Source organism: Mucilaginibacter sp. P2_D11 (assembly GCF_056404435.1).
Map to the genome: position 1 here is coordinate 35,308 of NZ_JBFUEA010000001.1, position 14,069 is coordinate 49,376.

Below are 14,069 nucleotides of genomic sequence, written 5' to 3' on the forward strand. Positions count from 1 at the left end.
GGAAGCGTATTTGACCAAAAGAGTGGTGATTCGTGCAACAAAAAAAGCCATGAAGATAGTATCTCAGGAAGCAATGGATACCATGGGCTATACTATTGTAGCCCAGGATGGCTGGGTTGTAAAAAAAATAAGGACGGTAGCGTAGAACGTATAGAAGAAATACAACCCCCCGCCCATACAGGCCCCATAGTTTTAGATTAGTAGATGGATGTAGGGCAACCCAAAGCTTAGGGCGCTTCCCTTCGGGTCAGGCTTTCCGTTTATACGCCTGCAGGCCTTACGCGCTATGGCCGGTATCCACTTCAATCCTTAGCGCGGGAGAAGGCCAATTCAACCGATTGCAGCTTTTCCGTTTTAATACTACCTTACGGCATCAAAACAAATTGACTGATGCCATCATCGCGAAGAGATTTTATAAAACATGCCGCCCTTGCAAGCGCAGCGGCTATTACACTACCTACTGCCTTAAACGCTAATCCCTTGCCCGAGCACAGTAAAGATGGCGAAGGCTACACTTTCCTGTTTCAGGGCGATTCTATCACCGATGGCAACCGCACCCGAGATAACGATTGGAACCACATCCTGGGCCATGGCTATGCATATTTGATAGCAGCCCGCTTGTGGTACAACTTGCCGCAGAAAGGCTTTCACTTCATTAACCGCGGCATAAGCGGCAACACCGTGCCGGATCTGGCCGCTCGCTGGGATACAGATACGATTGCCCTAAAACCCAACCTGCTGAGTATTTTAATAGGCGTAAACGATACCACGCATGCCATTCGGGGCGATAAAAATTTCACTGCAGAAAGTTACGAAACCAGCTTCAGGGCCCTGCTTAGCCAAACCATGCAGAAAATGCCCGATGTGCAATTGGTTATATGCGAGCCATTTATACTGCCAGTAGGCAAAGTAAAAGAGCAATGGGACAAATACCTGGCCGAGGTAACTCCGCGACAGGCAGCAGCCAAAAAGCTGGCCGGGGAATTCAACGCTATTTACGTTCCTCTGCAGGAGCATTTCACCAAAGCAGCAGAACAGCACGGACCGCCCGAATACTGGATGTGGGATGGCATACACCCTATGCCCAACGGCCACGAACTATTTGCCCGCGAGTGGATTAAGCAGGTTGGCAAGAAATTGAAATTCATAAGGTAATCCCGGCCGGGGCCGGTTACGGGCAGTAAAGCTCGGTATCAAGCACGCGGGTTTCAAATTCAGTTATGGGATAGCGGCTTTCTATCAGCTTCAGCAGCATTTCAACAGCTACCTTGCCCATTTCAAATGCCCTTTGCCGCACGTAAATGATGGATGGTTGCAACAAATCCACCACATCTGAGTTAGAGAACCCTGCTATTTTGATGCCGCTGGTATCCAACCCCAGGTTTTTGATGGCCCTGATGCAGGAGATACTGATACGGTCGCTGCCGATGAATATTGCGTCGGGTTTATCGGCTATGGCCAGTAGGCCCTTTAAGGCATCCTCTACCTCCTGGTAATCGCTGCCGCCTTTGTAACAGTTCCTAACCAAACCCTGGTTAAAAGGGATATCGTGACGTGCCAGCGCGTTTTTATAGCCTGCAAGCCGCTCGTTGGTAATAGATAGCTGCGGCGCATTGGCCAATAAGGCAATGCGGCGGCAGCCCATGCCTATCAGCGCCTCGGTTGCATTGAAAGCACCGCTCAGATTGTCTGAGGTAACTTTAAAGGTGTCTATCCCATCTATTATCCTGTCAAAAAAAACAATCGGCAGTCCGTTATCGTAAAGGGTGGTCAGGAAATCATAATCCGTGGTGCCCGATGACATGGATATCAGCAAGCCATCTACAGAGCGGTTGGCCAGATGGTTTACATTGATGGTTTCCCTTTCGGTAGAATCGTGCGTTTGGGTGATGATGGTGTGATAGCCCTTTTGGTACGCTACAGATTCGATGCCGGCAATAGCTTGCGAAAAGAAACTATTGGCCAGCTCAGGCACCACAATACCTATGGAGTAGCTTCGCTTATTTTTTAGCCCCAATGCATTCGGGTTCGACTTATAGTTTACGCTTTGCGCGTAAGCTACTACGATCTTCTTTGTTTCGGCGCTTATTTCATAGCCATCGCGCAGCGCCCGCGATACCGTGGAGGGCGACAGGTTCAAAGCTGCGGCGATGTCTTTTATAGTAGCGGGCCGGTACATTCCTTTATAAACTAAAGTACAATTATAAGGCTATTTAGTACAGCCTGCCAAAAGTATTATCGGCAACGATTGCGTAAATATATATCCATGCCCACAGGATATTTGCTACATGAAGCCTTAATATAGCATTGTAAATAAACCGATTAGGGAGAAATATCTCCATTCATCAGATCCCACGCATCATGAAACCAAATTCATTAATATTAGCCGTGCTAACGTTCGGCTGCCTTAGCACGCATGCACAAAATAAAAGCGGCAATTATGTGCTGCCCGGAAAAGGCCTTAAACAGCACGATTTTTTATACGCCGGCGAGTGGGATATGCGGAAACCGAAGGCGCAATCGCTCTTTTTAGTGCGCGGGGGCAAGGTGGTTTGGCAATATTCGGTGCCGCTGCGCACCGCTACGGGGGGCATACAGGAGTTTGATGATGCTACGCTGTTATCCAATGGTAATATTGTATATGCCTGCATGTCGGGCGCCGGTATCATCACCCCACAAAAAAATATTATATGGCAATACATTTGCGCGCCCGGTACCGAAACGCACTCCTGCCAGCCCATTGGCAAGGATAGCGTGCTGATGGTTTTGAATGGCCCGGTAGGCAAGGTGCTGATATTTAACACTGCAACCAACACGCTGTTAAAAGAAATCGTTATCCCCACGGCATCCACCAGTCCGCACGGGCAATTCAGGCATGTGCGTATAACGCCCGGAAAAAAGACGATAATGATTGGCCTCTTTGCTGAAAAAAAAGTGGTGGAGTTCGATTTGGATGGCAAGGAAGTATGGTCGGTAGATGCGCCTTCGGCCTGGTCGGCCATAAGGCTGCACAACGGCAACACCCTGATATCCGGGGATGGCCTGGGTTACACCCGCGAAGTGAACCCTAAAGGGGAAACCGTGTGGGAGTTTACCAGGACCGATGCGCCTTTCAAACTAGGCAATACCCAAACCGCAAACCGGCTGGCCAACGGCAACACCGTAATATGCAGCTGGGTGGCGGGCAATAATAAAACCGAAGAATGGGCAGGTACTGTACAGGTATTTGAGGTAACGCCGGATAAAAAGATTGTTTGGGCGCTCTCCTCCTGGGACAAGCCCGATTTAGGGCCGAGCACCTACATTCAACTGCTTGATGAGCCAGGCAATCCTGACAATGGCGACCTGCAGCGCTGATATAGCAAAGGTGTTTCCAAGCTATAAAGCCAAATTAGCCCCCGTTTTCAACAAACCCACGGCTTTTGCTCTTTTGTGTAATTTTTATGTGACTTTTTTTCGGGCTTATCCAGGGCTGTGCATTATTTGCTAATTTAGTTTCGTAAAACGGAGCCGGCATTAGCACGGGCCTGCACATTACCGGCAGGCCATTTCCCGGCGTTTTGATGGATTGTGTAAGGCCGTATTGTTGCCCCCGTCCTTACCCCATCAGCAAAAATTGCCCTAATTCAATGTTCATATAAGCAAAATCAAAAAATCATGAGTACGATTACAGTAAAAGACGGAACCGAAATTTTTTATAAGGACTGGGGGACAGGGCAACCCATCGTTTTCCACCATGGCTGGCCACTATCCGGCGACGATTGGGACGGGCAGATGATGTTTTTCCTGGAGCAGGGCTACCGCGTTATAGCGCATGACCGCCGCGGGCACGGTCGCTCTACCCAAACCGCAACCGGCAACGAAATGGAGACTTATGCAGCCGATGTTGACGCATTGGTAACAGCGTTGGACCTTAAAGATGCCATACACGTTGGCCACTCTACCGGCGGCGGCGAGGTAATACGCTATGTGGCCAAATACGGCAAAGGCCGCGTAGCCAAAGCGGTATTAATTAGTGCGGTTACCCCCATAATGGTACAAACTGATGCAAACCCGGAAGGCATCCCGCTGTCGGTATTTGATGGTATCCGCGAAGGTACAGCAACTAACAGGGTGCAATATTTCCAGGATTTCACCACGCCATTTTACGGCTATAACCGCGAAGGTGCAAAGATTTCGCAGGGCGTTAAAGATAACTGGTGGCGCCAGGGCATGATGGGCGGCATAAAGGCCCATTACGATTGCATCAAGGCTTTTTCTGAAACGGATTTTACCGAGGACCTGAAAAGCGTAGATATCCCCGTACTAATCATGCACGGCGAAGACGACCAGATAGTGCCCTACCCGCTTACCGGCGCAAAGGCCATTAATCTGTTAAAGAACGGCACCCTGATTTCTTATCCGGGCTTCCCACATGGCATGCCGACTACCGAAGCAGCCACCATCAATAAAGATTTACTGGCCTTTATAAAAGCATAATAAAGGCTTAAATTATTTACCAAGCTGCCGCTGCTATAGCGGCAGCTTTTTTATTATCCATTGGGTTAAGTATCTAATCGGTTACAAGCGCAAAAAATACTTTCAGAAAAGCTAAATTGATTTAGCTTTTTATAACTTTGTTTCATGAAACGAAGTTTACTGGCTATCCTTTTTGTTTTTTATACCGCGAGCAGCCTTTACGCGCAAACCATCAAACCCTTTAAAGCGGGCGATAGGGTAGTGTTTACCGGCAATAGCATTACCGATGGCGGGCATTACCACGCTTACATCTGGCTTTATTATCTTACCCACTTCCCCAACAGGCGCATGCAATTCTTCAATGCCGGCATCGGCGGTGATATTGCCCGGCAGATGTACGAACGGTTGGACGGCGACGTATTCGCTAAGAAACCTACGGTGGTTACGCTTACCTTCGGCATGAACGATACGGGCTACCAAAATCTCAAAGGCACCAAGGCCGACTCGGTTTACGCAGCAAAGGAGGCCGAATCCTTAAAGAATTTCGCTTTGATAAGCAATAAACTGGGACAGTACCCTGCCGTGCGTAAAATTATGATCGGCTCTTCGCCGTACGACGAAACGGCTAAGATAAAGGCGACGCCCTTACTGAAAAAGAATGCTGCGATGCGGTCAATCGCCGCAAAGCAACAGGCGGAAGCAAAAGAGCAAAACTGGGACTTCGTTGATTTCGGCGAGCCGATGACGGCCATCAACCAGCGTGGACAGATGACAGATTCTGCCTTCACTCTGGAGGGGAGCGACCGCATACATCCCACTAACGATGGGCAAATGGTGATGGCCTACGTGTTCCTCAAGGCACAAGGTTTAGCGGGCAACGATGTCGCCAACGTCGCAATAAACGCATTAAATAAAAAAATCGTTTTAGCAAAAAACTGCTTAATTACGCTGCCATCCATCAGCTCAAAGGATATCGCATTCACCTATCTGGCCAATTCCCTGCCATACCCTATGGATACTATCCCCAGCGGTTTCGGTCGGCCGGATAAGGCACAATCCGAATCACTGAAGATAATTCCTTTTACAGAGGAATTTAACCGGGAAATGCTGCAGGTAAGCGGCCTGCAGGGTAAGCTTTATCAGTTAAGTATCGATGGTAAAGCCATCGGCATCTATAGCGGAGGGGAGTTTGCGCAGGGCATTAACCTGGCTTTGATAAAATCTACACCGCAATATCAGCAGGCCCTGGCCGTGATGCACATCAATGAAGAGCGCTGGGCCATAGAGCGCCGCCTGCGCGAATATTACTGGATACACTACTCTATCCTCAAACCTAAAGGCCTTCTGTTCAACGATGGTGACGCAACGGTAGATTCGCTGCAGCAGTACGCCAAGAAGGATTTCTTTGTGGCTATTACCCTGCCTTCCTACCAAAAGGCGCGTTTCAAGGCCGTACGCGATGCCTGGCAAAAGGAGATGGGTTTGCTCACCAACGAGATGTACGCAGTCAACAAGCCTGTGCCGCATCGCTTCCGCATTACCTTAGTTAATTGAATCTGATGAAATCCTACCTGAACATCATCCGCGCGACTTGGAAATCGCTTTTAAAAATATTGCGCGCGATGGAATGTGAGATTCCCCTCTCGAGAGGGGTGGAGGGGTGTGTTTGCACGCTATGCATTCTGCCATTGCAAGGTGGCGAACACACCCCTCCCATCACACAACCCACCGCGCCCCCTCTCGAGAGGGGAACAAAGAATTTACAAGCGATTTCCCCGCTCCGCGTGGCATTAGTGGCGCTTATTACCTTGATTGCACCCGCTGCTTCCGCGCAAACGGCTTATTATATCGATGGTTACCATGGCGGCATATGGGGGCATTACCCCGACTGGAATACCCGCTTTATGGCGGATATGCTGAAGAACAACCCCGCCTGGAAGATAAACATCGAACTGGAGCCCGAAACCTGGGCCCGCGCCAAAACTGTGGATCCGGCCGCATATGCAGATTTTAAAGCCCTGTTTGCCGACCAATCCCTCAACGGTCGTATCGAATACGTTAACCCTGCCTACGCGCAAAGCTATAATTACAATATCTCCGGCGAAAGCATCATCCGTCAGTTTAGTTATGGCATGAAGCTGGTGCGCGAGCATTTCCCAACGGCGGTGTTCAGCAGTTATTCCTCCGAAGAGCCTTGCTTCACCAGCGCCTTGCCCCAAATCCTGACTTCATTCGGCATCAAATATGCATCGCTCAAAAATCCAAATACCTGCTGGGGCGGCTATACGCAAAGCCATTCCGGCGAGTTGGTGAACTGGATTGGTCCCGATGGCAGTAGTATCATCACATCTCCACGGTACGATGTGGAAAAGCTTTCGCCGAAATCGACCTGGCAAACCATCGCCTGGAACAACGCGCCGCAATACATCAACGCCGCAATCGCCGCCGGTATGCCGCACCCCATCGGCATGACTTTGCAGGATGCCGGCTGGAAAGAGGGCCCATTTATCGGCAGCGGGCAAAAGGGTAGCATCAATAGCATCTACACTACCTGGCGCAACTATTTCGGCAACATTGCGAAGAACGATGCCCGCGAGGACTGGCGGTTTACGCAGGAGGATGTGCTGGTGAGCCTGGTTTGGGGTTCGCAGGTGATGCAGCACATAGCGCAGCAGGTGAGGGTATCAGAAAACAAGCTGGTAGTGGCTGAAAAACTGGCAGCCATGGCTAAAATATATAAAGGAATGCCCTGGCCGCAGGCACAGCTCGATTCGGCATGGCGCACTTTGTTATTATCCCAGCATCACGATTGCTGGATAGTGCCTTACAACGGCAAACCCGGCGATACCTGGGCAGATAAAGTGGTAAAGTGGACCAATAACACCAACGCCATCTGCGATAGCATCATCAATAACGCACAGCTAAGCCTTGACAAGGGCAAAAGCAAAGCCCGGTACGTAACGGTTTTCAATACCACAGGCAGCAACAGGGCAGAGATGGTGGCATTTAAATTGCCATCAGGACTGAGCCCCAACGGACTGGTGCTGTTAGATGCAAAAGGCAAACCGGTAGCGGCGCAGCTATCTGCCGATAAGGCCAATGTGGCGTTCAAAGCAATTGTGCCGGCTATGGGTTACGTCGCTTACCGGCTAACCCTAAAAGATAGCGCTAATCGTGCAGGCAGCTTGCTGAAGCAAATGGCCGATGGCAAATATCTTATCGAAACCGACCTCTACAAAATCATCATCGACCCGGAAAAGGGGGGCGCTATCAAAAGCATCATCGCCAAAAAACTAGATAATAAGGAATTTATAGACCAAACAAACGTCCGCGCCTTTAACGAGTTGCGCGGCAATTTTTATAACGACGGCGGCTTTAAATCGACAGCGGATAACCCGGCAAAGGTTGTGATATTGGAGGATGGTCCGCTTCAGGTAAAACTCGCCATAAAAGGCATTATCAACGGAACGGATTACACCCAAACCCTCACCCTGGCGCAGGGGCAGCCGCGTATTGATGTGAGCCTGAAAATCGATTGGAAAGGCAACACCGGCATCGGAGCGGCAACGCCAAAAGGTATGTACCGTTTAGATAACCCCATAAAGGCCTTTTACGACGACCGCAGCAAACTGCTGGCCTACTTCCCGCTAAACCTTAAGGGGCAAAAAGTTTATAAGAATGCCCCCTTCGATGTTACCGAAAGCAGGTTGGATAATACCTTTTTTACCCGTTGGGACAGCATCAAGAATAACGTGATTTTGAACTGGGTTGATGTTACGGACGGCGCAGGCAAATACGGCATGGCCCTGTTTACCGACCATACTACCAATTACGCCCACGGTCAGGATTTCCCGCTGGCCCTAAACATCCAATACTCCGGCATGGGCCTCTGGAACCGCGACCATAGCATAACCGGCCCAACTACTATCCATTACGCCCTGTTACCACACTCAGGTGTTTGGGACAAGGCCGGCATTGAAGCAGAAAGCAGGAAATGGAATGAGCCTTTAGTTGCGGTGGCATCGGTCTCGGCATCCTCCAATTCCCTGATACAAGTGCCCGCAGGCTATGAAATATCAGCCGTAAACTTTGAGGGTAACGATATGCTGGTGCGCCTGTTCAATACCGGCGCAGGCAACGTAAAAAGCAAAGTGATATTCAATTTAAAGGCAGATAAGGCATTGCTGACCGAGCTGGATGGCAGGGTTGGGGCCGCATTACAGCTAACCCGCTTAAATGCAGGTGGCCTGAGCACAACGCTCAGCATGCCAAAATTCGGTATCCGCATGGTGAGGTTGGTGAATGCGAGGCGTTCGAAATAATTACAAACGTCATCTTGAATTTATTTCAACACCTCTTCATAAAAGTGGCCACCATGCTAACCCGCTTTGCATATCGGCCACCTGCCGTGTGGGGTACCGAAATAAATTCGGCATGACGATTCTTAATATTACTTAGCGATGGGTTTGAAACCCATCGCTAAGTAAATCTTCCGCTTAGTGTGCGATTTACCCCTCTGAAAAATATTTCCTCTAAAATTTGCTAAATCGTTTTTTCTTATCTAATATTGGGCTTATTATAAAACCGATTACGCAGCAAAGCCTGCATTTATATTTTATATTTTTTCAGCATCCCGGCCGGGATTATTTGGCATAAGCGATAATTTGCTCGCGTATTCCCTCGTCCCGGCAAACCAATTGTAAAAGAGCTTAATGTTTAACCCTGTCAGAAAATATCTTGCCCTAATGGCATTGCCGGGCTTATTGGCCACACAAACGCTGTGCGCGCAAAACCCGGCATCGTACGTTAACCCCTTCATAGGGGCAAGCACCAGCACGGCCGATGCGGGCGTGTACCATGGCCTCGGCAAAACCTTCCCCGGGGCGGCAACGCCTTATGGCATGGTGCAGCTTAGCCCCAATACCATCACCGGCGGCGACAACGGCTCGGGTTACAGCTACGAGCAAACCAGCATCGAGGGCTTTGCCTTTACGCAAATGAGCGGCATAGGCTGGTACGGCGATTTGGGTAATTTTTTGGTAATGCCTACTGCTGGTCCGCTCAGGACTAAAGCCGGTACCATCGCCCATCCCGAGGGTGGCTACCGTAGCATGTACGCCAAGCTCAGTGAAAAGGCCTCTGCAGGCTACTACAGCGTGCTGCTTACCGATAACAACATCAAGGCGGAAGCTACCGCCGCGCCACATAGCGGCATGTTGCGCTTTACCTTCCCAAAGAATAAACTTTCGCGCATACAGATAGATCTTGCCCGCAGGGTAGGGGGCACCTCTACTTTGCAATATGTGAAGGTGGTAGATGCCTATACCATAGAAGGCTGGATGAAATGCACACCTGAGGGCGGCGGCTGGGGCAACGGCGACGGCCATGCCGATTACACCGTTTACTTCTACGCCAAATTCAGCAAGCCGCTAAAAGATTATGGCGTTTGGAGCGCAGATATCCCCGATGGCTGGCTGCGCAAGCGCGAAGAAGTAGGCAGCGATAAATACCAGGATGTGGTAGCAAACGCCGCTATTTTGAAGAATATCAAAGAAAAACAAGGGAAACACTTAGGTTTCTACACCAACTTCGCCACCACTGCAAACGAGCAGGTGCTGATGAAAGCAGGCATTTCCTTCGTGAGCATCGCGGGAGCAAAAAACAATTTGCTTGCCGAAATTAAAGATTGGAATTTCGATGCCCTGCGCCAAAAAGCCACGGCACTTTGGAATAAGGCTCTGGCCAAAGTAGTCGTACAGGGCGGCACCCTCGAACAAAAGAAGGTATTCTACACCGCGCTGTACCACACCATGATAGATCCCCGCATCATCAGCGATGTAGACGGCAACTACCCCGGCGGCGATGGCAAAGCACACAAAAGCGCAATATTCAAGAAGCGCACTATATTCAGTGGCTGGGATGTTTTCCGCAGCCAGATGCCGCTGCAAACCATCATCAACCCATCGCTGGTGAACGATCTGGTGAACTCGATGGTAACCCTCGCCGACCAGAAACAGAAAAACTATTTCGAACGCTGGGAGCTGCTCAACGCCTACAGCGGCTGTATGCTGGGCAACCCTATGACCTCCGTTTTGGCCGATGCCTACGCCAAAGGCATCCGCAACTATGATGTTGCCAAGGCCTATGATTTAGCCGTTGGCTCGGTGGAGAAATTCGGCAACGGCGATAAAGGCTTCGCGCCGGGTAATATCGGCATAGCCCAAACATTGGAATATGCCTATAACGAATGGTGCGTAGGCCAACTGGCTACCTGGCTTAAGCACCCGGCGGATGCCAAAAAATACCTGGCACGCGGGCAATCGTACAAAAACATTTTCGATAAGGAGAAGGGCTGGTTCCGCCCGAAAGAGGATGACGGGCAATGGAAAGCCTGGCCCGATTCCGGCCGGATGACGCAATGGTACGGCACCTTCGAAACAAATCCCTACCAGCAGGGCTGGTTCGTTCCGCATGATGTGGATGGCATGGTAGAATTAATGGGCGGCAAGCAAAAAGCACTGGCCGACCTGGATAACCTTTTCGCCAAAACGCCTGATAACATGATGTGGAATGATTATTACAACCACGCCAACGAGCCGGTGCATCATGTGCCTTTCCTGTACAACCGCCTCGGTCAGCCGTGGCTCACCCAAAAATGGACGCGCGAAATCTGCCGCCGCGCCTATAAAAACTCGGTAGAGGGTTTGGTGGGGAACGAGGATGTGGGGCAGATGAGCGCCTGGTACGTACTTGCCGCAAGCGGCCTGCATCCCGTTACCCCCGGCGATACAAGGCAGGAAATTACCAGTCCGGTTTTTGATAAAGTAACCCTCAAACTCGATCCTAAATACGCCAAAGGCAAAGCGTTCAGTATCATCGCCAGGAATAATTCGGCAAGCAATATTTACATACAAAGCGCCAAGTTAAACGGCAAAACCTATAACAAATGCTATATCGATTATGCCGAAATAGCCGCGGGCGGCACGCTGGAGCTGACCATGGGGGCAGAGCCGAATAAAAGCTGGGGCATCAACTAACAAATATGAAAAAACTCTATTCATTACTCATAGGCATCGGGCTATTCGCGGGTGCAAATGCCCAAACGGTGGCGCCTTTTAAAGCCGGCGACCGCGTGGCATTCGTGGGCAACAGCATAACCGATGGTGGGCATTACCACTCCTACATCTGGCTGTATTACATGACGCACTTTCCCAACCGCCGCGTTACTTTTTACAATGTGGGTATAGGCGGCGACGCTATAGGGCAGATAGCCACCCGTTTTGATGACGATGTGCTGAAGAGGAATCCCACCGTGCTAACCCTTACCTGGGGCATGAACGATACCGGCTATTTTGAATGGTACCGTAAGGATGGGCAGCAGTTTATAGATAACCGCCTGCTGGGCAGCTACAAAACCTATGAGGATCTGGTGGCTAAACTGAAGAAGCGCACCGACATCCGCAAGATATTAATACTGGGCTCGCCGTATGATTTTACCAGCAAATTCACCACTAAAAACCTGTACCCTGGTAAAGCTGAGGCATTCTCTAAAGTAATCGAGTACCAGCAGGGATCGGCACAAAAGAACAACTGGGGTTTCGTGGATTTTTACCACCCCATGGATGCCATCAACAAACGCGAGCAGTTGAAAGACACCACGTTCAGCCTAACGCCAAATGACCGCATACACCCCGATAACGATGGTCACCTGGTGATGGCCTACCTGTTCCTGAAAACGCAGGGCCTGGCAAACAGCGTAGTGGCCGATGTAGCCATCAACGCTACTGCTAAAACCGTTACCAAGGCCGTAAACAGCAAAGTGCTGAATTTATCTGCAAATGCTAAATCGATATCTTTCAATTACTTAGCAAACTCCTTGCCTTATCCGATAGATACCATCCCCCGGGCTTGGGGCAACCGCAAAAAACAATCGGAAGCGCTTAGGATAATCCCCTTCACCAATGATTTTAACCGCGAGATGCTTACCGTGAAAAACCTTGCAACAGGTAATTACGATTTGCTTATCGATGGCGAAAAAATGGGCTCCTGGGCTGCTGCGGATTTTGCCGGCGGCATAAACCTGGCCGAAATTACCAGCACTCCGCAATACCAGCAGGCGATACAGATACGCGAACTGAATGAAGAGCGCTGGGAAATAGAACGCCGTTTGAGGAATTACATGTGGATGGAGTACGATTTCCTGAAAGAAAAAGGCATGTTGTATAAAGACAATAACGCCGCTATGGATACGGTTAAAAAGTACGCCGCCACCAACATCTTCGTAAACGGCAACAAGGATAATTACAGCAGGGCCCGCTACAAAAGCCTGCGCGATGCCTGGCAAAAAGAGATGGATGTGCTTACCGACCAGATATACGCCATCAACAAACCGCAAACCCATCGTATTGAAATAACTGCGTCTAAATAATATAGTTAAGCTTAACGATGTATTTAACCGTAATGTTCCGAACAATAGCATGCAGGGGGTGGTGCGATTCCCCTCTTGAGAGGGGGGAGGGGTGTGTTCGTGTACTATGCATTGTACTATTGCATAGTGGCGAACACACCCCTGCCATCACACAATCTTGCGCGCCCCCTCTCGAGAGGGAAATAAATGAACGTTCCGAAAATTATTGGTTCAAACCCATCGCCATCCTTTGAAAAATATCTTAATACCATGAATATCAAAAGAACTATCGCGCTGCTGCTTATCTGCGCTGCATTTTTGGGCCTTAAGGTGTCGGCTGCAACGGTTGATACCGCGCTTACCCACAGCGCTGCCATGAACCGCGACCTGAAGGCCGTGGTGATAAAGCCTGCCGATTACTCCGCCACAAAAAAATACCCGGTGATGTACCTGTTGCACGGCTTTAGCGGCAACTATACCGATTGGATTAAGAAGATACCGGCCATTACCAAACTGGCCGATACCTATCATTTCATCATCGTTTGTCCCGATGGGGCTTTCGCAGGTTGGTATTTCGATAGTCCGGTAAATAAGGATTTCATGTACGAAACCTACATCAGCAAGGAACTGGTAAGTTATATCGATAGCCATTACGCTACCATAGCCAACCGCAAGGGGAGGGCCATTACCGGCTTAAGCATGGGCGGGCATGGCGCGCTTTTCCTGGCGTTTAAGCACCAGGATGTGTTTGGTGCGGCGGGCAGTATGAGTGGGGTGGTGGATATACGCCAGTTTGCCGATAGCTATGGCATTGAGCAATTGCTGGGCAAATACAGCGAACATCCCGAAGTATGGGAGCAGCACTGCGTGGTAAGCCTTATTTATTTGATAAAACCAAACGCATTGGCCCTCACCTTTGATTGCGGATACGATGATGGTATGTACAGCGGCAACCAGGAATTGCACGAGAAGCTACTGGAGCGCAAGATACCACACGATTACACCGTGCGGCCCGGCGGGCACTCGTGGGAATATTGGGGAAACTCCATTACCTATCAGGCGTTGTTTTTTAGCAGGTATTTTAACGGTGATAAATAAGCCCGGTACCTTTTGTTAAAAACATTGATAATAACTGTTTTAAAACTTGTTAAAATGTTAAACAATAGCGTTGTAGCTATGCAAATTATTAAAAATGGAAAAAACG

9 protein-coding genes are annotated in these 14,069 nt (G+C 49.7%); 8 read left to right on the forward strand and 1 reads right to left on the reverse strand.

Annotation, left to right across the window (positions count from 1 at the left end; translation table 11 throughout):
• Positions 1-390: 390 nt before the first annotated feature.
• Complete coding sequence (locus AC1DXC_RS00180; RefSeq protein ID WP_477457098.1) at positions 391-1,155, forward strand: SGNH/GDSL hydrolase family protein; 765 nt, start codon at positions 391-393, stop codon at positions 1,153-1,155.
• A gap of 16 nt (positions 1,156-1,171) precedes the next feature.
• On the opposite strand, the gene AC1DXC_RS00185 is transcribed toward AC1DXC_RS00180, so the two are convergent.
• Positions 1,172-2,179, reverse strand: coding sequence for a LacI family DNA-binding transcriptional regulator (locus AC1DXC_RS00185; protein ID WP_477457099.1), 1,008 nt, complete (start codon positions 2,177-2,179; stop codon positions 1,172-1,174).
• Positions 2,180-2,361: 182 nt separating this feature from the next.
• Here AC1DXC_RS00185 and AC1DXC_RS00190 point away from each other — a divergent pair, with 182 nt between their 5' ends.
• The 7 genes from AC1DXC_RS00190 (at position 2,362) to AC1DXC_RS00220 (ending at position 13,963) form a co-directional block, all read left to right on the forward strand.
• Positions 2,362-3,357, forward strand: coding sequence for a YncE family protein (locus AC1DXC_RS00190; protein WP_477457100.1), 996 nt, complete (start codon positions 2,362-2,364; stop codon positions 3,355-3,357).
• Positions 3,358-3,657: 300 nt separating this feature from the next.
• Entirely contained in the window at positions 3,658-4,479 is an 822-nt protein-coding gene (locus tag AC1DXC_RS00195) for an alpha/beta fold hydrolase (RefSeq protein ID WP_477457101.1), read from the forward strand.
• A 144-nt stretch (positions 4,480-4,623) separates the two neighbouring features.
• Positions 4,624-6,012: an SGNH/GDSL hydrolase family protein gene (locus AC1DXC_RS00200; protein ID WP_477457102.1), complete on the forward strand. Its 1,389-nt coding sequence runs from the start codon at positions 4,624-4,626 to the stop codon at positions 6,010-6,012.
• 230 nt (positions 6,013-6,242) lie between these two features.
• Positions 6,243-8,780, forward strand: a complete 2,538-nt coding sequence (locus AC1DXC_RS00205) for a glycoside hydrolase family 38 C-terminal domain-containing protein (protein ID WP_477457103.1) — start codon at positions 6,243-6,245, stop codon at positions 8,778-8,780.
• 423 nt (positions 8,781-9,203) lie between these two features.
• Complete coding sequence (locus AC1DXC_RS00210; RefSeq protein ID WP_477457104.1) at positions 9,204-11,495, forward strand: GH92 family glycosyl hydrolase; 2,292 nt, start codon at positions 9,204-9,206, stop codon at positions 11,493-11,495.
• A 5-nt stretch (positions 11,496-11,500) separates the two neighbouring features.
• A complete protein-coding gene (locus AC1DXC_RS00215) occupies positions 11,501-12,886 on the forward strand; it encodes an SGNH/GDSL hydrolase family protein (RefSeq protein ID WP_477457105.1) in 1,386 nt (461 codons plus the stop codon).
• 249 nt (positions 12,887-13,135) lie between these two features.
• Positions 13,136-13,963, forward strand: a complete 828-nt coding sequence (locus tag AC1DXC_RS00220) for an alpha/beta hydrolase (protein WP_477457106.1) — start codon at positions 13,136-13,138, stop codon at positions 13,961-13,963.
• Positions 13,964-14,069 lie beyond the last annotated feature (106 nt).

Excerpts from the sequence above, each read along its gene's own strand:
- AC1DXC_RS00200 (WP_477457102.1), top strand. The coding sequence starts at position 4,624 with ATGAAACGAAGTTTACTGGCTATCCTTTTTGTTTTTTATACCGCGAGC.
- AC1DXC_RS00190 (WP_477457100.1), top strand. The coding sequence starts at position 2,362 with ATGAAACCAAATTCATTAATATTAGCCGTGCTAACGTTCGGCTGCCTT.
- AC1DXC_RS00215 (WP_477457105.1), top strand. The coding sequence starts at position 11,501 with ATGAAAAAACTCTATTCATTACTCATAGGCATCGGGCTATTCGCGGGT.
- AC1DXC_RS00185 (WP_477457099.1), bottom strand. The coding sequence starts at position 2,179 with ATGTACCGGCCCGCTACTATAAAAGACATCGCCGCAGCTTTGAACCTG.
- AC1DXC_RS00210 (WP_477457104.1), top strand. The coding sequence starts at position 9,204 with ATGGCATTGCCGGGCTTATTGGCCACACAAACGCTGTGCGCGCAAAAC.
- AC1DXC_RS00195 (WP_477457101.1), top strand. The coding sequence starts at position 3,658 with ATGAGTACGATTACAGTAAAAGACGGAACCGAAATTTTTTATAAGGAC.
- AC1DXC_RS00220 (WP_477457106.1), top strand. The coding sequence starts at position 13,136 with ATGAATATCAAAAGAACTATCGCGCTGCTGCTTATCTGCGCTGCATTT.
- AC1DXC_RS00180 (WP_477457098.1), top strand. The coding sequence starts at position 391 with ATGCCATCATCGCGAAGAGATTTTATAAAACATGCCGCCCTTGCAAGC.